Source organism: Escherichia sp. E1130 (genome assembly GCF_005781065.1).
Lineage (GTDB): Bacteria > Pseudomonadota > Gammaproteobacteria > Enterobacterales > Enterobacteriaceae > Escherichia.
This window is the reverse complement of record NZ_VATL01000015.1, coordinates 270,745-296,596: the sequence shown is the minus strand read 5'-3', so window position 1 is coordinate 296,596 and position 25,852 is coordinate 270,745. Positions and strand designations below refer to the sequence as shown.

Genomic DNA, 25,852 nt, shown 5'->3' with positions numbered 1-25,852 from the left:
ATTATTTAAACATCTGTTTTGGACGGACTAACAGCGCACGGTAGTGAGTCTGGTTGGGTTTATCAGACATCACGTCAATTTCCACTTTCACTTCTTTGGTTTTGTAGTCGATCTCGTTCAACTTGCCGACGGTCGGCTGGCCGACGTCAAACAGATGAATGGAGCCACCGAAGCCGAACATGGTGTCACGGTCAGCCTGGTATTCGATAATGGAGGTGATTGGGCTATAGAAATCGTAACCACGTTCTTTACCGTATTCCCAAACTTGCTGAACGGTACCTTTCTTCTCATCAATCTTATATTCCACAAAACGGGAATATTTCATGGTTGGTAAGGCAGGTTGTTCCAGATGGCGACCGTCGCCGTTATCAAAGATAGTGAGTGTACCTTTGCTGGAGATCCATGCGGTATGCTGGGTATAGGTAAAGTCGAAGTCTGAGTTTTCACACAGGCCATTTTCGTTACAGGTGATCGGCTTACCGTTAGCGTCAACGGGTTTCAGCAATTTGCTGGCCAATGGTTTTTCCCAGCCTTTCGATGGGGCAAGGATCCATTTCACTTGTTTATCACGACCAATTTTCACAACGCCCTGGTGACGAGAAGAGAGGATAATTGAGTCATCTTTCGCGTCATAGGCGATGGAGTTGACGTGCGCCCAGTTACGACCTGGTCCTACACCCAGCGCGTCGCCAAACGGTGTATCTGGCTCCAGTTTTGCCTGCTGTCCGGCGTGAGCAAGGTCAACGTTGACGCAAACTGCGCCTGCATCCAGTGCACCGAGCAGAGCATCACGTTTCGGATCGAGGATCTTCGTCAGATCCCATACATCGACAACGCGACCAGATTTATCGACTTCGAGGATATGGTCACGAATGGTGGTGACGTGTACGCCGTCATCGCGACGGTAGTTACTTTTACCTACGCGCAACAGTACCGTACCATTAGGCGTCTCAATGGATTCATGAGTGGCGTCAGCGAATCCGCGCGGCAGTTTATGATCTTCCAGCACCTGACCCATCATGTCGAACTCGTACCAGTGCTGGCCTTGTACTGCGGTAAAGGTGCCGCGTGGTGTTTCGCGGATACCCATCAGATAACCACGTTTGTTGATATTACGGTCACGGCCATCGTAGAAGGTGTCTTGATCCAGCCACCAGCGGTATTCACCTTCGGTATCGACAATGAAAGTAAAGGGCGCGATATCAAAGGGCAGTGCGCCGGTTGCCGGACCTGCATCGAGGATCCCTGCATTTTTATCTTTCTCACCGTGCCAGTGGAGATCGGAACCTTGTGCAGTAAAGGTGTGGGTATTAACCAGATAGAGGCGATCTTCAAAACCAGGTGCGACTTTAACGACTTTGGTCTGCTGTAGATCAGAGATGGAACGGTTATCCATGTAATTGTTGACGATGGCTGAAGTTTGCACCACGTAATCATCTTTCATGGCCTTGCCGTTTTCTTTCCACTCAACGGTCACTTTGTTGGCAAATTTCTGATAAAGACCAAAAATCGGTACACCATCGTAAGTTTTTAGTGACTCCTGGCCCACGGAATAGCTGATTTCAACGCCTTTTTCGCCCTTCCCGTGGACGGTAACTTTGACGTCAGAAATGACGTGGCTATCTAAGTCAACCAGAGCGGTCAGTGGTGCATTGCCGTAGGGATCGACAATGATTGCACCGAGTTGCCCGGCAGGTGGTGCAGGTTTAAAACCCGCCGCCATTACGCTAGTTGCAGACAACCCCAGGGCTAATGCTACTGTTCCGGCTACTAGTGTTTTTCTATATTTATCAAACATGGATATATCTCCTTATATAACGCAAATATATAATAATGATGAATATCGACTGTTGAGATGGTACTAATAAATTTGTTTTGTGAATGAATAATGTAACTCTAATAAAATATGAGAATGTTTTGCTGCTTTTGAATATGTTGTTATTTGTTGAAACAACTATTTATTTTTAATGGATAGTAGGGTGGCGATATATCAATAACAATGTTCAATATTGCGTAGTGTGATCTCTGCGACATTGTTTTTTAATTATTAAATTAAAATATGAAGAGGTAAATATAAAATATTTAATATATATCAATGTGTTGTGCGGTGATTTATTTACTTACTTTAATTGCAATACCACTTACATATGACGATTTAACATTAAATTGGTTATTAATGTTAAATAAAAGTTGGAGATGTATGGATTTATATATTGATGAAGATTATAAATGATGGATTATGAAAAGTTGCCCCGATTATCGGGGCAATATTAAGCAGTGTTATTCAACAAAAATATGTGGATAAAACCGAGACATATCCTGGGTGATCAACGCACGGTCTTCACGAATGCCAATTCCGGCGGGTTGATCGTTCACCAGCCAGCTACCAATCAGCATATAACTGTCGCCAAATTTTGGTAACGGATGGAATTGCTGAACAATCATGCCTTCTTCGCCATACGGACCTTCTGCTGCTTCAATGGTTTTGCCATTCTCGATAATCGACACGTTTGCGCCTTCACGCGAGAAGATTGGCTTAACCACATATTTTTCCATTTCTGGATAATCATCTTCAGCAAAATAAGCGGGCAACAGGTTCGGATGATTCGGGAACATCTCCCATAGTAGCGGCAGAAGTGCTTTGTTGGAGATAATGCTCTTCCACGCCGGTTCCAGCCAGCGTACGCCAGCATCTTCCAGCTTGGTGGAGAACATCTCGCGCAGCATAAATTCCCATGGATAAAGCTTGAACAGGTTAGCAATCACCTGATCCTGCAAATCCGTGAACTGACCTTTTTCGCCTAAACCAATATCGTCGATGTACAGGAACTCGGTAGCGATTTCAGCTTCCGTCGCGCAGTCCTGCAAATACTGGATGGTGCCACGATCTTCCACCGTGTCACGACAGCAGGTGAGATGCAGCAACTGGAAGCCATACTGTTCACGCAGCTCGACAAAGCGATCGATCAGCTTTTCTTGCAGACTGTTAAACTGGTCGCTGCCTTCCGGCAGGTTGCCCGCGTTAAGCTGATCTTCCAACCAGATCCACTGAAAGAATGCTGCTTCATACAGTGACGTGGGCGTATCAGCGTTATTTTCCAGAAGTTTAGGTTCGCCAGTGCCATCCCACGCCAGATCAAGGCGTGAATAAAGCGACGGCTGGTGCGTCAACCATGACTGACGCACAAAACTCCACGTGTGCTTTGGAATGCGGAATTTGGTCATCAGCTCATCGCTGGAGATCACTTTTTCCACCACTTTCAAACACATCTGGTGCAGTTCGGCGGTGACGTCTTCCAGCTTTTCAACCTGGGCGAGGGTCAACTTGTAGTAAGCATCTTCACACCAGTACGGCTCGCCGTACATGGTGTGAAAATTGAAACCGTATTCGTGGGCTTTTTCACGCCAGTCTGGGCGCTCGGTAATACTGACTCTTTCCATCGGTATCAGCCACCCATTGAACGAGAAGAGGTGCCGGTTGCGCTACGCTGCATAGTGCTTTGTTTGGCAACAGATTCACCAAAACCGCCACGGGTAACGGTAGTGGTGGTCGCCGGTTTTGGTGCCATTGCCGTCTTCGGTACGGTCATGGTGCGGCCTGGCTGGGCTGCGCCATAGTTTTTACCCGTCGCGTCGGTATATTTACCATAAGCCGGGCTGGCTGGGTTTTTCGAGGAGAACAGCGGCTGCTGTGCAAATCCCGCGCCGCCGCCCATCAGACGTCCCATCATGTAGCCGGCCATCAGCGGCATCCAGAAACTCCCGCTGGATTGCTGGGCCTGCGCCTGGTTTTCAGGTGCCATGCCAGCCTGGGCTGGTGCCTGCTGGCACTGACCTTCACCAAATTCGGCAATACAGTCTTCACGAGTGGCGTATTTCGGCGCAGTACGTTCTGCTTCTTTCAGCGCATTGTTGTACGCGGTGGTACATTCGGCGCTTTTGCCTGGGTTTGCAGCTGAACAGTCGTCAGCATTTTGATAGAGAGACACTGTTTCATCACTCTTTTCACAGCCTGCCAGCATAAAAACAGTAGCAACAGCGAGAGCGACAGGTGTCAGGTGGCGTGCGCTCCAGTTTTTGCGGAACGATGCGTGGCGTATGGATTTTGTCCGTTTCATTTTTGTCTTCCAGGACCAGTGGTAAATACCCATCAGAATAGAGGATGGCTGGTCGAAATTGAAGCGAGAAGGGGGAAGAATGCGGCAGATAACCCGTATCTTTACGTTGCCTTACGTTCAGACGGGGCCGAAGCCCCGTCGTCGTCATCAGTTACGGAAAGGGTTATGACCGTTACTGGTGTTAGTGCGTGCGGATGCTTGCTGAACGGCTGGAGCCGGGCTATCAGGTGCATAACCATCAGCAATAGCATTCTGTTCTGGCGTTTGCGGTGCGACGTTTTCCGGGTTAGTGGAAACCGGTTTGCTCAGTGCATTGTTCAGTGCCAGCAGATCCTGCTCGTTCAGCGTACCCAGAGCTGATTTAATATTCAGCTGGTTAATCAGGTAGTTATAACGCGCATTCGCCAGTTCTTGCTTGGCGTTGTACAGCGTAGTGGTCGCATCCAACACGTCAACAATGGTACGCGTACCGACCGAGTAGCCCGCTTCCATCGCGTCTAAAGAGCTTTGGGCGGAAACCACGGCTTGTTTGTAGGCGTTAATGCTACTAATAGATGCATTAATGTTGTTGAAGGAGGAACGCACGGTCTGCACGACGCTACGATGGGCGCTTTCCAGTTGCTCGCTGGCGCCGACAAAGTTGTACTGTGCCTGTTTCACCTGCGAGTTAACCATTCCGCCCTGATAAATCGGCAGCGAGAAGCTTAGGCCCACTTTGTTCTGACCCATATTGCTGTCGTCATATTGGGTACCTGTCGCACCACGGGTTTTTGAACCGCTGTAAGAGGTGTCAGAAATTCCGGTAGAGGCCGTCAAATCCAGAGTCGGTAAGTGACCGTCCTGCGCCTGGCGAATTTGCTCGCGCGCCAGATCCTGGCTCAAACGTGCCTGTAACAGCGACAGGTTGCGTTTTTCGGCTTCTTTCAGCAGCGCGTTAACCGGTTGTGGTTTGTCGGTCTTGAAGTTTTCGACATTCAGCGCCGCCAGTTCCGGATAGTAGTTACCGGTGATCTGACGCAGCTGCTCAACGGCGTTGTCGAGGTTGTTACGTGCGGTCACTTCGTTCGCCAGCACGGTATCGTACTGTGCGCGGGCGTTCTGCACGTCGGTGATCGCCACCAGGCCCACGTTAAAGCGTTGGGTGGTTTGATCTAACTGACGGTAGATTGCCTCTTTTTGTGCCTGGGTATAAGAAAGCACGTCAATGGCATTCAACACGTTGAAATAAGCGGTCGCGGTGTTGAGGATCAAGGTCTGTTGATCGGTCTGATACGTGACGTCCTGAATCCCTGCTGCTTTTTCCTGCAGTGTTAACGCACGCCATTTCGACATATCAAAAATGGATTGAGTTAACTGCAGGGACGCACTGGTCGCGTTAGAGTTGATGCCGTTCGCGTCGCGGTAGCCGTTGCTGTAGGTGTAATCTGCACCTAAACCTAGCTGTGGCAGTAATGGACTGCGTGCTTCATTAATTTTTTCAAAGGCAGCATCACGATCGGCGGCAGACTTACGCAATTCCGGGTTACTAAGGCGTGCTTGCTGATAAACTTGCATCAGGTTCTCGGCCTGGCTCAACGAACTGAACCCAGAAAGGCTCAGGCCGATAAGAATGGGGAGCAATTTCTTCATTTGCATTCCTTGTGGTGAAGCAGTATTTAGCGCGATCAAACTGTAAAATTATTGCGGATTCTAGCAGAAGCCGCTACCGCAAAAGGTTGGCGTTACGTGCCATAGGGCGTTAATGTGCCTCAATTTAACACATGACTGCTCAAACGGCAGTCAAACGTCGCTGAAATTCACATTTTATTCACTATTAGTGCCAGGACATTAGCCATGCTTAAGCCAGACAACCTGCCCGTTACATTTGGCAAAAACGATGTAGAAATTATTGCACGAGAAACACTTTATCGCGGCTTTTTTTCATTAGATCTTTATAGATTTCGTCATCGTTTATTCAACGGGCAAATGAGTCATGAGGTCCGACGGGAAATTTTTGAACGCGGTCACGCCGCAGTCTTGCTACCCTTTGACCCAGTGCGCGATGAAGTTGTACTGATTGAGCAGATACGAATCGCCGCGTATGACACCAGCGAAACGCCCTGGTTACTGGAAATGGTTGCCGGGATGATTGAAGAAGGTGAGAGTGTGGAAGATGTTGCCCGTCGCGAAGCGATTGAAGAGGCGGGACTAAACGTGAAACGGACCAAACCGGTGTTAAGTTTCCTGGCAAGCCCGGGCGGCACCAGCGAGCGTTCGTCAATTATGGTGGGCGAAGTGAACGCCACGACCGCAAGCGGCATTCACGGTCTGGCTGATGAAAACGAAGATATTCGCGTTCATGTGGTAAGTCGGGAACAGGCATACCAATGGGTAGAAGAGGGGAAAATCGACAACGCAGCGTCGGTCATCGCTTTGCAATGGCTGCAACTGCATCATCAAGCGTTAAAAAATGAGTGGGCATAAATGAAGCGTTACACACCTGACTTTCCTGAAATGATGCGCCTGTGCGAGATGAACTTTTCACAATTGCGCCGTTTGTTACCGCGCAATGACGCACCCGGTGAAACTGTAAGCTATCAGGTGGCAAACGCACAATATCGGCTAACGATTGTGGAATCGACCCGATACACTACCCTGGTGACTATTGAACAGATTGCGCCAGCGATCAGTTACTGGAGCCTTCCGTCGATGACGGTGCGTCTGTATCATGACGCGATGGTGGCTGAAGTGTGTTCAAGTCAGCAGATTTTTCGCTTCAAAGCGCGGTATGATTATCCTAATAAAAAGTTGCATCAACGCGACGAAAAGCATCAAATTAATCAGTTTTTAGCGGACTGGTTGCGATACTGTTTAGCACATGGAGCGATGGCGATTCCGGTTTATTAGCGTCGTGAAACCTAAGGACACCATTTGGAAAGCCTGTTAACCCTTCCTCTGGCTGGTGAGTCCAGAGTCAGGATTTTACAAATTACCGATACTCACCTGTTTGCGCAAAAGCACGAAGCCCTGTTAGGGGTGAACACCTGGGAAAGTTACCAGGCGGTGCTGGAGGCGATTCGCCCACACCAGCACGAATTCGACCTGATTGTCGCGACAGGTGATTTAGCGCAGGATCAAACGGCTGCGGCCTATCAGCACTTCGCTGAAGGCATCGCAAGTTTTCGTGCGCCCTGCGTCTGGCTGCCGGGCAACCATGATTTCCAGCCTGCGATGTACAGCGCGCTACAGGACGCGGGTATATCTTCAGCGAAACGCGTGTTTATCGGTGAACAGTGGCAAATCCTGTTGCTGGACAGCCAGGTGTTTGGCGTACCGCACGGTGAGCTAAGCGAGTTTCAACTCGAGTGGCTGGAACGTAAACTGGCTGATGCGCCAGAGCGCCATACCTTGCTTTTGCTGCATCATCATCCGTTGCCTGCGGGCTGTAGCTGGCTTGACCAACACAGTCTGCGTAACGCGGGTGAACTGGATAACGTGCTGGTGAAGTTTCCGCACGTCAAATATCTGTTATGCGGCCATATCCATCAGGAACTGGATCTCGACTGGAATGGTCGTCGCCTGCTGGCAACGCCATCGACCTGCGTGCAGTTTAAGCCGCACTGTTCCAACTTCACGCTGGACACTATCGCGCCCGGTTGGCGTACGCTGGAACTCCATGCCGATGGTACGCTGACCACAGAAGTACACCGCCTGGCAGACTCCCGTTTCCAACCAGATACCGCTTCAGAAGGTTACTGATGTCGACGCTTCTTTATTTACACGGTTTCAATAGTTCGCCGCGTTCTGCGAAAGCGAGCTTGTTGAAAAACTGGCTGGCGGAACATCACCCTGACGTTGAGATGATAATTCCGCAGTTACCGCCGTATCCTTCCGATGCGGCAGAACTGCTGGAATCCATTGTCCTGGAACATGGCGGCGATTCGCTGGGTATTGTCGGTTCGTCACTGGGGGGATATTACGCCACCTGGTTGTCGCAATGTTTTATGCTGCCCGCAGTGGTGGTAAACCCGGCGGTGCGCCCGTTTGAACTGCTTACTGACTATCTCGGTCAGAACGAGAACCCCTACACCGGGCAGCAATATGTGCTAGAGTCTCGCCATATTTACGATCTTAAAGTCATGCAGATTGACCCGCTGGAAGCGCCGGATTTGATCTGGCTGCTGCAACAGACGGGAGATGAAGTGCTGGATTACCGCCAGGCGGTGGCGTACTACGCTTCCTGCCGCCAGACTGTTATAGAAGGCGGCAACCACGCATTCACGGGCTTCGAAGATTATTTCAACCCGATCGTCGATTTTCTTGGTCTGCACCATCTCTGACGATCAACTCGAATTACTAACTTAAACCATGACGCAAACTTATAACGCTGATGCCATTGAGGTACTCACCGGGCTTGAGCCGGTTCGCCGCCGTCCGGGGATGTATACCGATACCACTCGCCCTAACCATTTGGGGCAAGAAGTCATTGATAACAGTGTGGATGAAGCACTGGCCGGTCACGCAAAACGCGTGGACGTTATTTTACATGCTGACCAGTCGCTGGAAGTGATTGACGATGGCCGTGGAATGCCGGTGGATATTCACCCGGAAGAAGGTGTTCCGGCGGTAGAACTGATTCTTTGCCGTTTGCACGCGGGCGGTAAATTTTCTAACAAAAACTACCAGTTCTCTGGCGGTCTGCACGGCGTGGGGATTTCGGTGGTTAACGCCCTGTCGAAGCGCGTAGAAGTTAACGTGCGCCGCGATGGTCAGATTTATAACATCGCCTTTGAAAATGGCGAAAAGGTGCAGGATTTGCAGGTTGTTGGTACTTGCGGTAAACGCAACACAGGCACCAGCGTGCACTTCTGGCCGGATGAGACTTTCTTTGACAGCCCGCGCTTCTCTGTTTCCCGTCTTACACATGTGCTGAAAGCCAAAGCGGTACTGTGCCCTGGCGTTGAGATCACTTTTAAAGATGAGATCAACAATACCGAACAACGCTGGTGCTACCAGGACGGTCTGAATGATTACCTGGCGGAAGCGGTAAACGGCCTGCCGACGCTGCCGGAAAAACCGTTTATCGGTAATTTTTCTGGCGATACCGAAGCGGTGGACTGGGCGCTCTTGTGGCTGCCGGAAGGTGGCGAACTGCTGACCGAAAGCTACGTCAACCTGATCCCAACGATGCAGGGCGGTACGCACGTTAACGGTCTGCGTCAGGGGCTGCTGGACGCGATGCGTGAGTTTTGCGAATACCGCAACATTCTGCCGCGCGGCGTGAAGCTGTCGGCGGAAGATATCTGGGATCGCTGTGCTTATGTGCTGTCGGTGAAAATGCAGGATCCGCAGTTTGCCGGGCAGACCAAAGAGCGTCTCTCTTCGCGTCAGTGTGCGGCATTCGTTTCGGGCGTGGTGAAAGATGCCTTCACCTTGTGGCTGAACCAGAACGTTCAGGCGGCTGAACTGCTGGCGGAGATGGCGATTTCCAGCGCCCAGCGCCGTATGCGTGCGGCCAAAAAAGTGGTGCGTAAAAAGCTGACCAGCGGCCCGGCACTGCCTGGCAAACTGGCAGACTGTACCGCGCAGGATCTTAACCGTACCGAACTGTTCCTTGTGGAAGGTGACTCTGCAGGCGGATCTGCCAAGCAGGCGCGCGATCGTGAATATCAGGCGATCATGCCGCTGAAAGGTAAGATCCTTAACACCTGGGAAGTTTCTTCCGACGAAGTGCTGGCCTCACAGGAAGTACACGATATTTCGGTAGCGATCGGTATCGATCCTGACAGCGACGATCTTAGCCAACTGCGTTATGGCAAGATCTGTATCCTGGCGGATGCTGATTCCGATGGTCTGCACATTGCCACGTTGCTCTGCGCCTTGTTTGTAAAACACTTCCGTACGCTGGTGAAACATGGTCACGTATATGTAGCGCTACCACCGCTCTACCGCATTGACCTTGGCAAAGAGGTCTATTACGCCTTGACGGAAGAAGAGAAAGAGGGCGTGCTCGAACAATTAAAACGCAAGAAAGGCAAGCCAAATGTCCAGCGTTTTAAAGGTCTGGGTGAAATGAACCCGCTGCAACTACGTGAAACCACGCTCGACCCGAACACTCGCCGTCTGGTGCAGTTGACCATCGACGATGAAGACGATCAGCTTACCGACGCGATGATGGACATGCTGCTGGCGAAGAAACGCTCGGAAGACCGCCGTAACTGGTTGCAAGAGAAAGGCGACATGGCGGAGATTGAGGTCTGATGATCTTCCCGTCAGGAGAATAAAACATAGCCCGGTATACACGCGTATACCGGGCTTTTTTTATCAAAATTCCATTTTCACTGTGAATTGTACTTCACGCGGATCGCCAATCTGATTACCCAGATTATTTGTGGCGATGGAAGAGGTGTAATACGTTTTATCAAACAGGTTTTTGACGTTTAATTGCAGAGTGACTGGATACTGCAATTTCATTTTGTATGCGGCGAAGGCATCGGCAACAAAATAGCCTGGCAGATAATAGTCAGCCCCATTGGTTGCCGAACGACGGCTTACGCCATGTCCGCCACCGCCAAACGTCAGTGTGTTATTGCCAGGCATGTTATGAATGTCATAGGTCAGGAATAGCGAACCGGTATGACGAGGAACATTCGGCAATGGTTTTCCTGCATAATCAGGATCTTCCAGAACCTTAGCATCGGTATAGCCGTAGCTGGCAATGATATTAATGTTTTCTGTTAATGCTCCTGCAAGGTCGACTTCTACCCCTCTTGAACGAACGCGGCCCGCCGTTTTGGCGATGGTTTCATCACCAATACTTTCGGTATACAACACATTACGTTTATGGATATCAAACAGCGCAATATCTGCGGTTATACCATCGAACAGCTCGAATTTTGCCCCGACTTCGTAAGCATTAGATGATTCCGGTGGAAGATCGCCAATGTAGCTGGCAATTGACGATTGCGGCATAAATGTTTGCGAATAATTGGCAAATAAAGATACCGATGGCGTCAGTTTGTAGACCAACCCCAGTTTGGGCGTCCATTGTTCATCGCGGCTGTCAGTATTGACATTAAAAGGACGGCCTTTACCCGCATATTGCGTGTAATACTGATAGCGGATCCCGGCGACGGCAATCCAGTTATCTGTCAGATAGAGCGCATCCTGTACATAAGCTGAGTAGCTCTCCTGTTTGATCGTCTGATCGCTGTCCGACGCCGAAACCGTTGTGCATTTGCTGGTATTGCCATAAACAGGGTTGTAGATATTGAAATCTTTAGCGTTTTTACAGCGAATCATATCTGTGCGCAGAAGATCATAATATTCATATGACACCCCACCCAGAATCTCATTATAGAATCCAGCAATATCAACATTCCCTTGCAGATCCGCACGAGTAGAATGCATACGCTGGGTAGATCCCTGAGTTGCATCAACACGCCGTGTCAGCGTTCCTGTCGTTGCATCATACGCGGTAACACGAGCCTGATTATCGCTGTATTTATCCTGGCTGTAGCTGTAATCAAAGCGCGCTGTCCACTGGCTATTGAGATGATATTCTGCGTTGAGTTGCGCCAGATCGGACTGACCATCTGTAATATTAAACGGTTCGTCGAAACGTATTTTTCGATCAACGTTGACGGGCTGTTTCGTCGTAAGGTCGAAAATCGTTCCACGATCGAACGGCGTTTTATAATCCCGATGTGAATAGAGCATGGTTACTGTTGCATTATCACCAAACCAGGTGAGTGATGGGGCAATAAATGTGCTGCGCTCTTTACCGAAATTCCGCCAGTAATCTTCATCCTGCACTTCCCCCGTCAGGCGATATGCCAGCTGAGTACCTTCAATGGGGCCTGTGATATCCAGTTGCCCAGTGCCTCCGCCAAAACTGGAGGAAGTGGCTGAGACAGTACCATGGAATGTTTTTTCCGGGCGCTTTGTCACGACGTTAATCAGTCCGCCAGGATCGAGAATGCCATACAGCGTGGAGGCCGGACCTTTTAGCACTTCCACACGTTCAGTTGCAGCGTTGAAGCTACGAGGAAGTACGGTTCGCAGACCATTGGTCATGATGGAGCCATCCCGGTTAGCACCAAACCCACGACGTACAAAGGCGTCCTGAGTTCCGCCTAATGTATTGGTCTGTACCACGTTACTGACGTTATAAAGCGCCTCATCCAGCGTCGTCGCATTCTGATTTTCCAGAACCTGATCGCTAACCGTATTGACCACCTGCGGGATATCCAGCATCGGCATATCGGTTAATGTCGCCGTGGAGGTGCTCAGGGGTTGATAACCATCGGTCGCCTCAGTTGCGGTATTTGCATCCGCTGTAACAGTGATTGTTTCGCCATCTTTGGTCGTTACAGTGTCGGTTGCATGAATCATCGGTGCTGCAAAGAGCAGTGAAAAGAGCGCCCGACCTTTGATTCCTGAGAATGAAGGTGTGAACTTAGCCATTTAGTCTGTTATCCCAAAAACTCACGGATTGTCGCGAGTGAAAATTGTTTCTTGTTGCTCACTAAGCACTATCCGTTTGTTATTTCGCCATCGGATATGTAATTGAGAATCATTCAATCATGCGGTGATGTAGTAGTAAATGAGAAATAACAAAAAATTGCTACATGTATTTTTATGAGAGGTTAATGCAATTAAATTGATATTAACCTGTTAATATTTAATGATTTTATTTTTATTTTTAAAAATATTTCACCTGTTATTTACCTTGTTTTTGTATGGCTTTTAACTTCTTGACTACTACATTTTGTGGCGTCAAACTCTCAAAGGAGAATGAGTTTTATTTTTGTTTGTCTTTGATTAAGTTGGCGTACACGTGGCACATAACGCAAAAGGGCAGGGGCTGATCCTCGACAATGTTTCTGCCGGGTATCACAAGAAAATCATTGTTGATGGTGTTTCTTTCTCCGTTCCCACAGAAAAAATGACCGTTCTGGTTGGGGCAAACGGCTGTGGAAAGTCGACGTTGCTCAGCACCATTGCACGTATCTTGCAACCCATGGGCGGCGCGATATTGCTGGATGGTAAAGCGATTCACGAGCAACCAACGAAAACGTTATCCCGCAGACTTGGGATCTTGCCGCAGTCGCCATTATTGCCGGAGGGCTTAACCGTTTATGAACTGGTGTCGCGTGGGCGTTTTCCCTGGCAAAATTTCATACGTCAATGGAGCGACGCCGATGAGCAGGCGGTAGAAGAGGCTCTGAAATTAACCGGTACGCAGGAGTTTGCACATTTACCGGTTGAAAAACTCTCTGGTGGGCAGCGCCAGCGTTGCTGGATTGCGATGGTGTTGGCGCAAAAGACGCCTTATATCCTGCTGGATGAACCCACAACCTGGCTTGATTTACGTTATCAGGTTGAAATTCTTGAGTTATTACATGATTTAACGCGTCATCACGGGCGTACAGTCGTCGTGGTGTTGCATGATCTGAATTTTGCCGTGAATTATGGCGATACGCTGATATTTTTACGCCAGGGGAAAGTGGTGCGTGTGTTAAATGAGGGGGAACATTGCACGCCTGAGCTGGTAAAAGCGGTTTTTGACGTTGATGTTCACGCATCAATAAATGCTCTGACGGGGAAACCGTTCTTCATGCCGTTTCGTGGTGTAGAAAAAGTATGATGCGCACGGGGCTGGTTACTGTTTTTTTCCTCGCCTTACTGTTGGTGGGATGCGTGGTATATCCAGGGATTGGTGCCCGATTTATTGCACCACAAACGGTGTTGCAGTCATTTCTTCATTTTGAACCGCAAAACTTCGATCACAACGTGATTGTAAGACTCCGTTTGCCGCGTTTGGCGGCAGCATTGCTCACCGGTGCTTCTCTTGGTGTTGCTGGTGCTTTGTTGCAGGCTGTCATTCGTAACCCATTGGGAGAGCCACATATTTTAGGCTTAAATGCCGGAGCCGCCCTCGCTGTCGTTGCCGCCAGCGCGCTTGGACTGGCCTTTCCGGTTGGACGCCCACTGCTGGCATCTGCGGGAGGCGCGTTATTGTTTCTGTTGATATTGCTGCTTTCCTCCGCAGGGCGTTCAGGGTTAACGCCAATGAAAGTCACCTTATGCGGCGTGGCGCTATCGGCGTTCGTGTCCTCAATAACGGCGGCAATCCTGATTCTTGACGAACAAACCTTGCTGGCGATGCGGACATGGCTAGCTGGTGATTTAGCAGGGCAGGATTGGGCGACGCTGGGTACGTCCGCCTGGTTTTCTCTGGGGGGATTTGTGTTAGCCCTTTACCTTGCGCCCTCTCTTAACATGTTGGCTCTGGGCGATCGCATGGCGCAGGGGCTGGGCGTCTCGGTACTCCGCACGCGAACATTCACCCTGCTTGCGATCGCGTTGCTCTGTGGCGCAGCCGTATCGATTGCTGGCCCCATTGGTTTTGTCGGCCTGTTGGTACCGCAGATTGTCCGGCGTCTGGTATCAGCGGATCTGCGCGTTCTGCTCCCTCTTTCAGCCTGTGTCGGTGCCTTACTGCTATTACTGGCAGATATTATTGCCCGGACGCTTTTCACGCCCCATGAGTTAGCGACCGGTGTCATGACTGCGTTAGTTGGTGCGCCCGTTTTTGTCATTATGGCGACGAGGATGTTCAAATGAGTCGGATAATGAACGTCGGGCTACGCCCACTACGTGTTGGTAAGTTTTCGACGCTGGTACGCCCTAAAAATCTGGTGTTGCTTGGTGGGCTGTTTCTGTTTGCGGTTGGAATACTGATATTCGGTCTGATGCATGGCTCTTTCTCTGTCCCGGCATCGGAAGTAGGGCGAGCGTTGTTTGCTCCAGAAAACGTAAGCACAGACGCACGTTATATTGTGCAGGATATTCGCTTGCCGAGAGTCATCATGGCATTGCTATGCGGAGCCATGTTAGGTATGGCGGGGGCAGCGATGCAATCCATTGCGCGTAACGGCCTTGCCGATCCCGGTTTAATCGGCGTCAAAGAAGGATGTAGCGTGGCGGTGCTGTGGCTGATCTTCCAGTTTCCCATGCTGGGAATGTTCTGGCGTCCAGTGGCTGGTCTTGCTGGTGGCTTGTTGGTGGCTTTAATCGTGATTTTTTGTGCGCGCGATATTTCCCGCCCGCGATTTGTTCTGATTGGCATTGGTGTTTCCTGGTTTTTCGCCGCCGGTATCGGTGTATTTATGACCACTGCAGATGTTCGAGATGTACAAACTGCATTGATGTGGTTATCGGGAAGCCTGCATGCAGCTAACTGGATGTTAGTCGGTATTTCAGCCTGTTGGATGTTGCCAGCCGCTCTTTTATTGCTGTTCACCGCCAGGACGGCGGATATCGCTCTGCTTGGTCATCAGGTTGCAACTGGGTTAGGGGTGAATAGTTCTCGTCTGGCGTTGTTACGTGTAGCCGCACCAATAATCCTGACAGCCGTCTGCGTTTCGTGTGTTGGTAACATCGGTTTTGTCGGATTGATAGCACCCCATATATCACGTTTTATTCTACGTGGCGGGCAGACGACATTACTGCTGGGGAGCGCCGTATCGGGGGCGTTGTTAGTCATCCTGGCGGATAGCATTGGTCGTTTGGCTTTTTTGCCTTTGCAACTGCCTGCCGGAATCATTATTTCATTGATTGGTGGACCATTCTTTTTGCTACTGCTCTGGCAGCGCAGGAACAGTTTTTAACGGGAGTTATATGCGTTTATTTTTTTCTCTGCTGATACTGTTGTCATTTTTTGCCCGCGCGACAGAACCTGTTCAGGTGTTTACCGATGATTTAGGGCGCAAAGTCACAGTGCCCGCACATCCAAAGAGAATTGTCTCTTTACACGATCTTGATATCACTATTCCTCTGATTGAGCTTGGTGTACCTCCTGTCGCCAGCCACGGGCGAACACGGCCTGACGGTAGCCATTTCATTCGATCAGGCGCGTTATTGACAGGTGTCGACTTTGATAATTCATCGATCGCTTTTATTGGCACCGCTGATATTGATATTGAAGCGATTGTGGCGGCAAAGCCTGATCTGATCATCACAGAACCGACCCGTAATACGCCCATTGAACAACTGGAAAAAATTGCGCCCACGGTGAGCATTGATCATCTCAAAGGGGGCGCGCCAGAAATCTACCGCAAGCTGGCAGAACTTACAGGAACACAGGCGCAGCTGGCGATACTTGAACGCCGCTATCAGGCACAAATCAATGCGCTGAAGGCGACGCTGGACAGCCAAAAAATAACGGTATCGGTGATTCAGGCAAATCAGGGAAAAATTAATGTGATGCATAGCTATCATTCGCTGGGGCGGGTATTACGCGATGCTGGTTTTCGCTTTCCGCCGCTGATTGAGAGCATTCCTGAAGGTGGGCGAATGGATGTGAGCGCGGAGCGTTTGCCTGAACTGGATGCCGATTTTGTTTTTGCAACCTGGCGCGGTGACACCGGTGGTAAACCTCAGGATGAGCTGGCAGCAATGGAAAAAGTCATGCCGGGGTGGTGTCAGTTTCTGACGGCCTGTCGTTCAGGACGCTATGTGTTGATTTCTCGTGAAGAGGCGATTTCTAACTCCTTTGCATCTCTGGGGCTGATGGCTGCGCAGATACAATCACAAATTGCGGGACGACCTCTACCGGAGGCCAAATGATTCAGAAAGACAAAACGCGGGTTGATATTTATGGTGAGCGTTTTCGCACTCGCGCGAGTCAGTTAACGCCTGGGTTAAGAGCTGTCGCCAGCTACATTAATGAGCATCGTGAAGTGGTACTCGAGCAAACGGCGATGGAAATTGCTGCCACGTTGAACACTTCCGATGCCACAGTTATCAGGGCTATCCAGGCCCTGGGGTTTGCCGGGCTGCGTGATCTGAAACGCACTCTGGAACAGTGGCTTGGTCCAGCCCTTAGTTCCAGCGAAAAGATGTCTACGACGGTGAGTAACTTGACGAGCGATGTTAACACCGCAATCGACTTTGTTCTTGAAGGGCATTTGTATACCTGTAATGTCCTGTCAGAGCCTGAAAACCGCCACGCGCTTGCGCAAGCGGTAGCGTTGTTGGTGCAGGCACGGCAAGTCGCAATTTTTGGCATTGGCGCTTCGGGAATTCTGGCGGACTATACCGCACGACTATTCAACCGCATAGGCTTGCCTGCCACGGCGCTAAACCGTACGGGTATTGGCCTTGCCGAGCAATTGATCGCGCTTCAGCGAGGTGATGTTCTGATCATGATGGCGCAAAAATCTGCGCACCGGGAAGGGCTGACAACGCTGCGTGAAGCGAGACGGCTGGGGATCCCTGTTATTTTGCTGACAAACGCGCTGGATTCACGTTTTAGCAAAGACGCCAGTATCGTGATTCATGTTCCGCGCGGGGATGAAAAGGGGAAAACGCCACTACATGGTACGGTATTGTTGTGTCTGGAAATGATTGTCTGGTCGGTGGCTTCCGCGATGCCGCAGCGTGCGGTTAAAACCATTAAGCGAATTAACGATTTCCATCGGGGTTTGAAAACGGGAAGAAAGAATGGCTAATCTGACCTGAGGCCGGTAGCAACACCGGCCTCTTTTCAGGAAGGTTAAATCCCTAGTTGCAGGATGCGGATATTCATCTCCAGCACATCGCCTTTTACGGCCTCGCTGTACGCTTTCATGTGCGGGGTCTGCAAGTGCGCTTCAAGATGCGCGATGCTTTCCCACTGCTCAATCATCACGATAGAGTCCGGCGCCATAGACTGGAAACTCACGCCAGCAGCGCAATCCACCATCGGCGCATAGCCGTGGCAACCTTCTTCCTTCAGTACGGTTGGAACGATTTTAGCAAACTGATCCAATACCGCCTGACGGTGATGTTGACCAGGACGAGTACGGATTTCTGCGATTACTGTAATCATGGTTAACTCCTTCTAAAGCCAGAGCCCTAGTTAACCAAAAATCTCTACAAGATGCTTGCGATATTCTTCAGTATAGCGGGGAACATCAGGCATTTTTATCACATCATTAGCGATAAATGTCGGCAGCGGTTCCATACCCAGGAATTGGTTTGCTTTATGGAACGGCAGATACACGCCGTCAACGCCAACGCCGTGGAAGAATTGGTCTTTTTCGGTGAAGGCTTCCATTGGTGCGTTCCAGGTCAGGGAAAGCATATATTTTTTGCCCTGTACCAGGCCGCCAGAACCGTATTTTTTCGACGGATCTTTGCGGGTACGACCATCGCTGGCATACAGCGTGCCGTGACCTTCGGTGAACACATCATCGATATATTTCTTCACCGTCCACGGTGCGCCCATCCACCAGCCTGGCATCTGCCAGATCACCACATCAGCCCAGAGAAAGTTTTGTACTTCGGCTTTGACATCGTAGTCGCTGTCGGCGCGAACGATGCGGACATCATGCCCGAGGTCGCGCAGCGTGCCATCCGCGACTTCGGTCAGGGTGTCGTTCAGTTGACCATTGGAGTGGGCGAATTTTTTCGCGCCGTTGATAATCAGGATGTTGCTCATTTTTTATCCTCAAGGTGAGACGTTTGCCGACTATAGTACGTCACAGAGCGGTGCGGTGAAATTAGCAAAATGTGCAAAGTCTTTTGCGAATTTTGCAAAAATTTGATTTTGCTCTGACTCATCGATGCAGGATAAATATTTTCTGAAAATGACAATACTGATAGCAATTTCTCATAATTCCCCTTGGTACAGGATTAACTTACAGGTTTGGTGCAGATTTTCTGCGAGCTGATAATTATGGCGTTGAAGGTCGAATAAGCAAAAATGAAATTATCAGCGTGTGATGCAGATAATTATAAATAGATTTACTGGAGGGTATCGAAAATCAGAGCTCAGATTGGACTTTTTTAGAGAGTGCTAACATATGTTAAAGCAGAAAATTCAAACAATATTCGAAGCTCTGTTATATATTATCCTTTCTTTTTGGTTGGCAAAAAATTTCTTTGCTTTCAATGAGTATGACTGGATGCTTGAGTCGGGAGACAATATTTGCAATATACCTTCCGTATCAGGCGAAGAACGTATATTACAAGCAGTGATAGCCGCGTTTTTTCTTCTGACGCCACTTATTATTATCATCTTAAGAAAACTCTTTGTTCGGGAAATGTTCGAGTTTTGGCTATATGTATTCTCGCTCGTTATTTGTCTGGTTTGTGGTTGGTGGCTTTTTTGGGGACAGCTTATATTTTGCTATTAAGAATATCTATGAGAGCTGTTTAAACGGCTCTCATAGACATATGCACTACCAGCTCACCTTCGCCTCAAATCCACCTTGTGTCGCATTCCCAAACACAACATTCATGCCATGCAATTTGGCGATTCGCTGGACAATCGACAGCCCAAGCCCGCTGCCGGTAGCGGTTTGTCCAGGGGGGCGGTAGAAACGTTCACCAATTCGCGCCAGTGCCTCTGGCGTCACACCGGAGCCGTTGTCTCTTACGGTGAAATTATCTGCATTCAGAGTGACGTCCACCACGCTGCCCTGTGGACTGTAACGTACTGCGTTATCCAGCAGATTTCGGACCAGTAGACTTAGCAATAGCGGTTGCCCGGTGCGTTTGATGCCGTGGGCATTGAGCGTCAGCCGCACGTCAATTTTTGCCTGCTGCGCCGTGTGGTAAATATCCATCACTGACGATTGCAGGAGGTCTTCAAGCGGGATCTCCGCGACGTCCTGAAGGTTATCCAGTGAGTCGAGCCGCGACAGGGTGAGCAACTGATCAACCAAGCGGGTAGCGCGATCGATCCCCGAATGTAATTGCATTAGTGCTTTTTTCCGTGCCTGTGGATCATCATCGGAAAGCTGTGCGACTTCGGTTTGCACTTTCAGCGCCGTTAATGGGCTGCGCAGTTCGTGAGCTGCATCAGAGGTAAAGCGCCGCTCACGGATCATCATCGCATGTGTACGATCGAACAGTTGATTCAGCGACTCGACCAGTGGACGCACTTCGCTGGGTACACCTGCGGTGTTAAGTGGTTTTTCTGAGTCGGGATCGCGCAAACGTAGCGCAAGCGCCAGTTTGTTCAGCGGCGAGAGTTCACGACCCAGCAGTACCATCATGATGATTAACATAATGGGTAACGCAACGAGCCACGGGATCAATTGCCCGGCGACAATCGCCAGCGCCATGTCTTCACGGTATTCCCATTCCTGACCTACAACAATGCGGTATTTACCATCAGACGACGTCATCCAGACAAAACGCCAGGGATCATCTTCATCTACCAGTTGACCGTTAGTAAATCCTTCACGTTGATAGTGATAGGGAATATCCTCCCCGTTGTCGCCATCGTTGAGCACCATTTTTCCATCGTGGGTAAAGATGGCAAAGGTTAGCGCATCATCATCTACATGACCGTGTTTGAATTTCTTCGGCGCTCTTGCCATACGATCTGCCGCGTTGATTTCGTTGAGATCGAGCGTACTTAACCGTTTGGCAAACAGCATTAACTGGGTATCGAACAACTCGTCGACGTTATCCGTTGTTTGCTTCCAGGCGACAAAACTGGAAAGCAGCCAGGTCACCGAGGCCAGAATCAAAAAGATCAGCGTCAGCCTGACTCGCAGACTAAGGCGTTGGGTAAATTTCATTTCTCACCTAATGTGTAGCCTATACCATGAACGGTACGAATAAAGTCACTGCCGAGTTTGCGCCGCAGATGATGCACATGCACTTCGACGGCATTGCTGGTGACCTCTTCGTCCCAGGTATACAGTTTTTCTTCAATCAGTTTGCGCGGCAGTACCCGACCGGCGTTGCGCATCAGGAGTTCCAGCAGGGCAAATTCTTTTGGTTTTAACGTTAAGGGTTCACCTGCCAGGGTGGCGATACGTTTGCCGGGGTCAAGCATTACGTTGCCGTGGTGTAACTCATTACTGACTTGCCCGTTGCTTCGACGCATCAGGGCTTCCAGCCGGGCGGCGACTTCTATCAGCGCAAAAGGTTTGCACAGATAATCGTCGGCCCCCAGGCGCAAACCTTCTACGCGCTCCGCCAGTGCGTCGCGCGCGGTCAGGATCAGTACCGGCTCACGTTGACCTTTTTCTCGCCATTCGCGCAAAATATCGCGGCCATCCATTCCCGGTAAGGTTAAATCCAGAATTACCGCGTCGTAAGGTGCGCTATAGAGCGCTTCTTTTCCCTGACGACCTTCCGTAAACCAGTCGACGCTAAAACCCATCTTACTCAGACCTGTTTTGATGCCATCGCCAATCAGCATGTCATCTTCTATCAGTAAAATTCGCATCTTTTCATCCCTGCGATAACTGTATTTGTTGCAAGTAAACCGTGTTGTAACGTGCTCTGTACAGCCCTAAATTTTCTTTTTTTTCCTTAAGAAGTTGTTAAGGACTATCTTGTTTAATGCTCGGAAACAGACATTAAAGGGAGTAACAAACATGAAAAAATTCGCAGCAGCAATTGCAGTAATGGCCCTGTGCAGTGCACCGGTAATGGCAGCAGAGCAGGGTGGTTTTTCTGGCCCATCGGCAACACAAAGTCAGACCGGAGGATTCCAGGGGCCGAACGGCAGCGTAACTAACGTAGAAAACGCGAAATCTCTGCGTGACGACACCTGGGTAACTCTGCGTGGCAATATCGTTGAGCGCATCTCTGACGATCTGTACCTGTTCAAAGATGCCAGCGGCACCATCAATGTAGATATCGACCATAAACGCTGGAACGGTGTGACGGTAACGCCGAAAGATACGGTTGAGATTCAGGGCGAAGTGGATAAAGACTGGAACTCTGTTGAAATTGACGTTAAACAGATCCGCAAAGTAAACCCGTAATTTTACCGCTCCCGGGACGCGTTCCCGGGAATAATTTCGCAGGGAGGCAAAATGAAAAACCAGACCTTGAAAGTAAGTGTTATCGATTTTCCATCCACCCATGTGGCGATTTTGCCGCATCGCGGTAGTCCTGAGTTGCTCAACTACAGCGTGGCGAAATTTATCATGTGGCGCAAAGAGACGGGGCTTTCCCCTGTTAATCAAAGCCAGACCTTTGGCGTCGCCTGGGACGATCCTGCCACCACCTCACCAGATGCGTTTCGCTTTGATATCTGCGGCAGCGTTAACGAACCGATTCCGGAGAATCGTTATGGCGTGAGTAATGGTGAACTTACTTCGGGACGCTATGCCGTTGCCCGCCATGTTGGCAATCCGGATAACATATCTCATACCATCTGGGCCATCATTCGCCGCTGGCTTCCTGAAAGTGGTGAGAAAATGCGTAAAGCACCGCTCCTGTTTCACTACACCAATCTTGCCGAAGGGATGACAGAGCAGCGACTGGAAACGGATGTTTATGTGCCGTTGGTGTGATGGGGAATCTTGTGAGCCAAATGTGTCTTTGTGCTTGATAAGTGGGTCGTTAACGAAAAGATTACTGCTCGCAAAAATTCTAAGTACCGCGATGCAGAGCATACCGTTTTGCAGCAGGTCGAGTATCTGGCGCTGGATAATTCGGTCACTGGCTATAACCGCTATCGCGCGGGAGAGGTCGATCTGGCCTGGGTTCCGGCGCAGCAAATTCCTGCTATCGAAAAATCGTTGCCAGGCGAGTTGCAGATTATCCCGCGTCTGAACAGCGAATATTACAACTTCAATATGCAGAAACCGCCGTTTGACGATGTTCGTGTCCGGCGGGCGCTATATCTGACGGTCGACAGGCCGTTAATCGCGCAAAAGGTACTCGGGCTGCGAACGCCTGCAACCACGCTGACGCCGCCAGAGGTAGAAGTTTTTAGTGCGACGACGTTCGATGAACTGCAACAGCCAATGAGTGAGCGCGTCGCGATGGCAAAAGCCTTGCTGAAACAGGCGGGATACGACGCCTCTCACCCGCTACGCTTTGAACTGTTCTACAACAAATACGATCTGCATGAGAAAACGGCGATAGCCTTGTCTTCCGAATGGAAAAAATGGCTTGGCGCACAGGTGACGCTGCGCACGATGGAGTGGAAAACGTATCTTGATGCCCGGCGTAGCGGTGATTTCATGTTGTCGCGGCAGTCGTGGGATGCGACGTACAATGATGCTTCCACTTTCCTGAACACGCTTAAAAGCGATAGTGAAGAGAACGTCGGTCACTGGAAAAACACGCAGTATGACGCGATATTGAATCAGGCGGCGCAAACCACTGATGCGGGGAAACGTAACGTGCTGTATCAACAGGCCGAGGCCATTATCAACCAGCAGGCTCCGCTCATTCCCATCTACTATCAACCGCTGATCAAACTGCTTAAACCCTACGTTGGCGGTTTCCCGCTGCATAATCCTCAGGATTATGTTCACAGCAAAGAGTTGTATATCAAGGCACATTGATGCCTTTATCGCCGCCGGAGCACGTCCGGCGGCGCTAATGACGCTGATCTCCTGTGACTCGACGCGGCAGATAATGTAGTATCTCCAGCAATATTGCCCCTTTGAAGGCTGGCGAATAAGTTGAGGAATCAGAATTAATGAGCGATATGGCAGAGCGCCTTGCGCTGCATGAGTTTACGGAGAACGCCTACTTAAACTACTCCATGTACGTGATCATGGACCGTGCGTTGCCGTTTATTGGTGATGGTCTGAAACCCGTTCAACGCCGCATTGTGTATGCGATGTCAGAACTGGGCCTGAATGCTACCGCCAAATTTAAAAAGTCGGCTCGTACTGTCGGTGACGTACTGGGTAAATACCATCCGCATGGCGACAGCGCCTGCTATGAAGCGATGGTGCTGATGGCGCAGCCATTCTCTTACCGTTATCCGCTGGTGGACGGGCAGGGGAACTGGGGGGCGCCGGACGATCCGAAATCGTTCGCAGCAATGCGTTACACCGAATCCCGCCTGTCGAAATATTCCGAGCTTTTATTAAGTGAACTGGGGCAAGGAACGGCGGATTGGGTGCCAAACTTCGACGGCACGTTGCAAGAGCCGAAAATGCTCCCTGCCCGCTTGCCGAATATTTTACTTAACGGCACCACTGGCATTGCCGTCGGCATGGCGACGGATATTCCGCCGCACAACCTGCGTGAAGTCGCGCAGGCGGCAATCGCCTTAATTGAGCAGCCCAATACCACGCTCGACCAGTTACTGGATATCGTGCAGGGACCGGACTACCCGACCGAAGCGGAAATCATTACCTCCCGAGCGGAGATCCGCAAAATCTACGAAAACGGTCGCGGTTCTGTGCGTATGCGCGCGGTGTGGAAGAAAGAAGATGGCGCGGTGGTTATCAGCGCATTACCGCATCAGGTTTCTGGCGCGCGCGTACTGGAACAGATTGCTGCGCAAATGCGCAACAAGAAGCTGCCGATGGTTGACGATCTGCGCGATGAATCTGACCACGAGAACCCGACCCGTCTGGTGATCGTACCGCGTTCCAACCGCGTGGATATGGAGCAGGTGATGAATCACCTCTTCGCCACCACCGATCTGGAAAAGAGCTATCGTATTAACCTCAATATGATCGGTCTGGATGGGCGTCCTGCGGTGAAAAATCTGCGGGAAATCCTCTCCGAGTGGCTGGTGTTCCGTCGTGATACCGTACGCCGCCGTCTGAACTATCGTCTGGAGAAAGTCCTCAAGCGCCTGCATATCCTCGAAGGTTTGCTGGTGGCATTTCTCAACATCGACGAAGTGATTGAGATCATTCGTAATGAAGATGAACCGAAACCGGCGCTGATGTCGCGCTTCGGCATTACGGAAACTCAGGCGGAAGCGATTCTCGAACTGAAACTGCGTCACCTCGCCAAACTGGAAGAGATGAAGATTCGCGGTGAGCAGAACGAGCTGGAAAAAGAGCGCGATCAATTGCAGGGCATTCTGGCTTCCGAGCGCAAAATGAATAACCTGCTGAAAAAAGAGCTACAGGCCGATGCCCAAGCTTATGGCGACGATCGCCGTTCGCCGTTGCAGGAACGCGAAGAAGCGAAAGCGATGAGCGAGCATGACATGCTGCCGTCTGAGCCGGTTACCATTGTGTTGTCGCAGATGGGCTGGGTGCGTAGCGCCAAAGGTCATGATATCGACGCTCCTGGTCTGAATTACAAAGCGGGTGACAGTTTCAAAGCTGCGGTGAAAGGCAAGAGTAACCAGCCTGTGGTGTTTGTAGACTCTACCGGACGCAGCTACGCTATCGACCCCATTACGCTGCCCTCAGCGCGTGGTCAGGGCGAACCGCTCACCGGTAAACTGACGTTGCCGCCAGGTGCTACCGTTGATCACATGCTAATGGAAAGCGACGATCAGAAACTGTTGATGGCTTCCGATGCAGGTTACGGATTCGTCTGTACCTTTAACGATCTGGTGGCGCGTAACCGTGCAGGTAAGGCACTGATTACTCTACCAGAAAACGCGCATGTTATGCCGCCAGTGGTGATTCAGGACCCTTCCGATATGTTGCTGGCGATTACTCTGGCTGGACGTATGCTAATGTTCCCAGTCAGTGAGCTCCCGCAACTGTCGAAGGGTAAAGGCAACAAGATCATTAACATCCCGTCGGCAGAAGCCGCTCGTGGCGAGGATGGCCTTGCACATCTGTATGTCCTGCCCCCACAAAGTACGCTGACGATTCATGTCGGGAAACGCAAAATCAAACTGCGCCCGGAAGAGTTGCTGAAAGTGACCGGTGAGCGTGGCCGTCGCGGCACCTTGATGCGTGGTTTACAGCGTATCGACCGCGTCGAGATTGACTCCCCGCGGCGTGCTGACAGCGAAGAGTAAAATGCAAGAGAGGGCCGTACCTTCTCCTGTCAAAAAGGTGAACCGGATGAAA

The 25,852-nt window shown here is 50.3% G+C and carries 23 protein-coding genes and 1 pseudogene; 15 read left to right on the top strand and 9 right to left on the bottom strand.

Annotated features, from left to right (window positions below; all coding sequences use genetic code 11):
* Nucleotide 1 precedes the first annotated feature (1 nt).
* The 4 genes from FEK66_RS15055 to tolC all read right to left on the bottom strand — a co-directional run bounded on the left by FEK66_RS15055 (nt 2) and on the right by tolC (nt 5,747).
* Nucleotides 2-1,798: an aryl-sulfate sulfotransferase gene (locus tag FEK66_RS15055; protein ID WP_135407891.1), complete on the bottom strand. Its 1,797-nt coding sequence runs from the start codon at nt 1,796-1,798 to the stop codon at nt 2-4.
* A 482-nt stretch (nt 1,799-2,280) separates the two neighbouring features.
* On the bottom strand, nt 2,281-3,441 hold the full coding sequence (locus FEK66_RS15050) for a glutathionylspermidine synthase family protein (protein WP_130210363.1): 1,161 nt from the start codon (nt 3,439-3,441) through the stop codon (nt 2,281-2,283).
* Between the two features lie 5 nt (nt 3,442-3,446).
* Nucleotides 3,447-4,118: a DUF1190 family protein gene (locus FEK66_RS15045; RefSeq protein ID WP_000831534.1), complete on the bottom strand. Its 672-nt coding sequence runs from the start codon at nt 4,116-4,118 to the stop codon at nt 3,447-3,449.
* Between the two features lie 147 nt (nt 4,119-4,265).
* Nucleotides 4,266-5,747, bottom strand: a complete 1,482-nt coding sequence (gene tolC / locus FEK66_RS15040; protein WP_130210361.1) for an outer membrane channel protein TolC — start codon at nt 5,745-5,747, stop codon at nt 4,266-4,268.
* A 204-nt stretch (nt 5,748-5,951) separates the two neighbouring features.
* On the opposite strand from tolC, the gene nudF reads away from it, so the two are divergent.
* Genes nudF through parE form a run of 5 tightly spaced genes read left to right on the top strand, consistent with a single transcriptional unit; the run spans nt 5,952 to nt 10,358 of the window.
* Nucleotides 5,952-6,581, top strand: coding sequence for an ADP-ribose diphosphatase (nudF, locus tag FEK66_RS15035; protein ID WP_138211490.1), 630 nt, complete (start codon nt 5,952-5,954; stop codon nt 6,579-6,581).
* Nucleotides 6,582-7,004, top strand: coding sequence for a DUF1249 family protein (locus tag FEK66_RS15030; protein WP_000833390.1), 423 nt, complete (start codon nt 6,582-6,584; stop codon nt 7,002-7,004).
* A 24-nt stretch (nt 7,005-7,028) separates the two neighbouring features.
* Nucleotides 7,029-7,856 carry a 3',5'-cyclic-AMP phosphodiesterase gene (cpdA, locus tag FEK66_RS15025; RefSeq protein WP_130218206.1) on the top strand — a complete coding sequence of 276 codons (828 nt, stop codon included), beginning with the start codon at nt 7,029-7,031 and terminating at the stop codon, nt 7,854-7,856.
* On the top strand, nt 7,856-8,437 hold the full coding sequence (gene yqiA, locus FEK66_RS15020) for an esterase YqiA (protein WP_000105733.1): 582 nt from the start codon (nt 7,856-7,858) through the stop codon (nt 8,435-8,437). The genes cpdA and yqiA overlap by 1 nt, the downstream gene beginning before the upstream one ends.
* A gap of 28 nt (nt 8,438-8,465) precedes the next feature.
* Entirely contained in the window at nt 8,466-10,358 is a 1,893-nt protein-coding gene (gene parE / locus FEK66_RS15015; RefSeq protein ID WP_135495083.1) for a DNA topoisomerase IV subunit B, read from the top strand.
* Nucleotides 10,359-10,421: 63 nt separating this feature from the next.
* Here parE and FEK66_RS15010 read toward each other — a convergent pair whose 3' ends face one another.
* Nucleotides 10,422-12,563 (bottom strand): TonB-dependent siderophore receptor, encoded by a 2,142-nt coding sequence (locus FEK66_RS15010; RefSeq protein ID WP_135495082.1) that lies wholly within the window; start codon nt 12,561-12,563, stop codon nt 10,422-10,424.
* Nucleotides 12,564-12,936: 373 nt separating this feature from the next.
* Here FEK66_RS15010 and FEK66_RS15005 point away from each other — a divergent pair, with 373 nt between their 5' ends.
* Genes FEK66_RS15005 through FEK66_RS14985 form a run of 5 tightly spaced genes read left to right on the top strand, consistent with a single transcriptional unit; the run spans nt 12,937 to nt 17,614 of the window.
* A complete protein-coding gene (locus FEK66_RS15005; RefSeq protein ID WP_135495081.1) occupies nt 12,937-13,746 on the top strand; it encodes an ABC transporter ATP-binding protein in 810 nt (269 codons plus the stop codon).
* The gene (locus FEK66_RS15000; protein WP_135495080.1) at nt 13,743-14,726 is read left to right on the top strand and encodes an iron ABC transporter permease; all 984 of its coding nucleotides are present in this window, start codon (nt 13,743-13,745) and stop codon (nt 14,724-14,726) included. Before FEK66_RS15005 ends, FEK66_RS15000 begins: the two co-directional genes overlap by 4 nt.
* 8 nt (nt 14,727-14,734) lie before the next feature.
* The gene (locus FEK66_RS14995) at nt 14,735-15,772 is read left to right on the top strand and encodes an iron ABC transporter permease (protein ID WP_001490512.1); all 1,038 of its coding nucleotides are present in this window, start codon (nt 14,735-14,737) and stop codon (nt 15,770-15,772) included.
* Nucleotides 15,773-15,782: 10 nt separating this feature from the next.
* The gene (locus FEK66_RS14990; protein WP_130261294.1) at nt 15,783-16,730 is read left to right on the top strand and encodes an iron-siderophore ABC transporter substrate-binding protein; all 948 of its coding nucleotides are present in this window, start codon (nt 15,783-15,785) and stop codon (nt 16,728-16,730) included.
* The gene (locus FEK66_RS14985) at nt 16,727-17,614 is read left to right on the top strand and encodes a MurR/RpiR family transcriptional regulator (RefSeq protein WP_000614953.1); all 888 of its coding nucleotides are present in this window, start codon (nt 16,727-16,729) and stop codon (nt 17,612-17,614) included. The genes FEK66_RS14990 and FEK66_RS14985 overlap by 4 nt, the downstream gene beginning before the upstream one ends.
* Before the next feature lie 44 nt (nt 17,615-17,658).
* Here the strand turns inward: FEK66_RS14985 and FEK66_RS14980 are convergent, their stop codons facing one another.
* Together FEK66_RS14980 and mdaB are read right to left on the bottom strand one after the other, a co-directional pair.
* A complete protein-coding gene (locus FEK66_RS14980; RefSeq protein WP_135495079.1) occupies nt 17,659-17,973 on the bottom strand; it encodes a putative quinol monooxygenase in 315 nt (104 codons plus the stop codon).
* A gap of 30 nt (nt 17,974-18,003) precedes the next feature.
* Nucleotides 18,004-18,585: an NADPH:quinone oxidoreductase MdaB gene (mdaB, locus tag FEK66_RS14975; protein ID WP_000065430.1), complete on the bottom strand. Its 582-nt coding sequence runs from the start codon at nt 18,583-18,585 to the stop codon at nt 18,004-18,006.
* A gap of 364 nt (nt 18,586-18,949) precedes the next feature.
* On the opposite strand from mdaB, the gene FEK66_RS14970 reads away from it, so the two are divergent.
* Nucleotides 18,950-19,282, top strand: a complete 333-nt coding sequence (locus FEK66_RS14970) for a DUF2645 family protein (RefSeq protein ID WP_130261292.1) — start codon at nt 18,950-18,952, stop codon at nt 19,280-19,282.
* Nucleotides 19,283-19,327: 45 nt separating this feature from the next.
* Here FEK66_RS14970 and qseC read toward each other — a convergent pair whose 3' ends face one another.
* Together qseC and qseB are read right to left on the bottom strand one after the other, a co-directional pair.
* The gene (gene qseC, locus FEK66_RS14965; RefSeq protein WP_135495078.1) at nt 19,328-20,677 is read right to left on the bottom strand and encodes a quorum sensing histidine kinase QseC; all 1,350 of its coding nucleotides are present in this window, start codon (nt 20,675-20,677) and stop codon (nt 19,328-19,330) included.
* On the bottom strand, nt 20,674-21,333 hold the full coding sequence (gene qseB, locus FEK66_RS14960) for a quorum sensing response regulator transcription factor QseB (protein ID WP_130261290.1): 660 nt from the start codon (nt 21,331-21,333) through the stop codon (nt 20,674-20,676). The genes qseC and qseB overlap by 4 nt, the downstream gene beginning before the upstream one ends.
* A 151-nt stretch (nt 21,334-21,484) precedes the next feature.
* Here qseB and ygiW point away from each other — a divergent pair, with 151 nt between their 5' ends.
* From ygiW to parC, 4 genes and pseudogenes are all read left to right on the top strand, one after another.
* The gene (gene ygiW / locus FEK66_RS14955; protein WP_096251400.1) at nt 21,485-21,877 is read left to right on the top strand and encodes an OB fold stress tolerance protein YgiW; all 393 of its coding nucleotides are present in this window, start codon (nt 21,485-21,487) and stop codon (nt 21,875-21,877) included.
* Nucleotides 21,878-21,928: 51 nt separating this feature from the next.
* Nucleotides 21,929-22,411: a GyrI-like domain-containing protein gene (locus FEK66_RS14950; RefSeq protein ID WP_131162522.1), complete on the top strand. Its 483-nt coding sequence runs from the start codon at nt 21,929-21,931 to the stop codon at nt 22,409-22,411.
* Nucleotides 22,412-22,438: 27 nt separating this feature from the next.
* Nucleotides 22,439-23,413: pseudogene (locus FEK66_RS14945) on the top strand (ABC transporter substrate-binding protein); the annotation flags it as partial.
* Between the two features lie 137 nt (nt 23,414-23,550).
* Entirely contained in the window at nt 23,551-25,800 is a 2,250-nt protein-coding gene (gene parC / locus FEK66_RS14940; RefSeq protein WP_130261289.1) for a DNA topoisomerase IV subunit A, read from the top strand.
* Nucleotides 25,801-25,852: the final 52 nt, after the last annotated feature.

Excerpts from the sequence above, each read along its gene's own strand:
- FEK66_RS15055 (WP_135407891.1), bottom strand. The coding sequence starts at position 1,798 with ATGTTTGATAAATATAGAAAAACACTAGTAGCCGGAACAGTAGCATTA.
- FEK66_RS15050 (WP_130210363.1), bottom strand. The coding sequence starts at position 3,441 with ATGGAAAGAGTCAGTATTACCGAGCGCCCAGACTGGCGTGAAAAAGCC.
- FEK66_RS15045 (WP_000831534.1), bottom strand. The coding sequence starts at position 4,118 with ATGAAACGGACAAAATCCATACGCCACGCATCGTTCCGCAAAAACTGG.
- tolC (WP_130210361.1), bottom strand. The coding sequence starts at position 5,747 with ATGAAGAAATTGCTCCCCATTCTTATCGGCCTGAGCCTTTCTGGGTTC.
- nudF (WP_138211490.1), top strand. The coding sequence starts at position 5,952 with ATGCTTAAGCCAGACAACCTGCCCGTTACATTTGGCAAAAACGATGTA.
- FEK66_RS15030 (WP_000833390.1), top strand. The coding sequence starts at position 6,582 with ATGAAGCGTTACACACCTGACTTTCCTGAAATGATGCGCCTGTGCGAG.
- yqiA (WP_000105733.1), top strand. The coding sequence starts at position 7,856 with ATGTCGACGCTTCTTTATTTACACGGTTTCAATAGTTCGCCGCGTTCT.
- parE (WP_135495083.1), top strand. The coding sequence starts at position 8,466 with ATGACGCAAACTTATAACGCTGATGCCATTGAGGTACTCACCGGGCTT.
- FEK66_RS15010 (WP_135495082.1), bottom strand. The coding sequence starts at position 12,563 with ATGGCTAAGTTCACACCTTCATTCTCAGGAATCAAAGGTCGGGCGCTC.
- FEK66_RS15000 (WP_135495080.1), top strand. The coding sequence starts at position 13,743 with ATGATGCGCACGGGGCTGGTTACTGTTTTTTTCCTCGCCTTACTGTTG.
- FEK66_RS14995 (WP_001490512.1), top strand. The coding sequence starts at position 14,735 with ATGAACGTCGGGCTACGCCCACTACGTGTTGGTAAGTTTTCGACGCTG.
- FEK66_RS14990 (WP_130261294.1), top strand. The coding sequence starts at position 15,783 with ATGCGTTTATTTTTTTCTCTGCTGATACTGTTGTCATTTTTTGCCCGC.
- FEK66_RS14985 (WP_000614953.1), top strand. The coding sequence starts at position 16,727 with ATGATTCAGAAAGACAAAACGCGGGTTGATATTTATGGTGAGCGTTTT.
- FEK66_RS14980 (WP_135495079.1), bottom strand. The coding sequence starts at position 17,973 with ATGATTACAGTAATCGCAGAAATCCGTACTCGTCCTGGTCAACATCAC.
- mdaB (WP_000065430.1), bottom strand. The coding sequence starts at position 18,585 with ATGAGCAACATCCTGATTATCAACGGCGCGAAAAAATTCGCCCACTCC.
- FEK66_RS14970 (WP_130261292.1), top strand. The coding sequence starts at position 18,950 with ATGTTAAAGCAGAAAATTCAAACAATATTCGAAGCTCTGTTATATATT.
- qseC (WP_135495078.1), bottom strand. The coding sequence starts at position 20,677 with ATGAAATTTACCCAACGCCTTAGTCTGCGAGTCAGGCTGACGCTGATC.
- qseB (WP_130261290.1), bottom strand. The coding sequence starts at position 21,333 with ATGCGAATTTTACTGATAGAAGATGACATGCTGATTGGCGATGGCATC.
- ygiW (WP_096251400.1), top strand. The coding sequence starts at position 21,485 with ATGAAAAAATTCGCAGCAGCAATTGCAGTAATGGCCCTGTGCAGTGCA.
- FEK66_RS14950 (WP_131162522.1), top strand. The coding sequence starts at position 21,929 with ATGAAAAACCAGACCTTGAAAGTAAGTGTTATCGATTTTCCATCCACC.
- parC (WP_130261289.1), top strand. The coding sequence starts at position 23,551 with ATGAGCGATATGGCAGAGCGCCTTGCGCTGCATGAGTTTACGGAGAAC.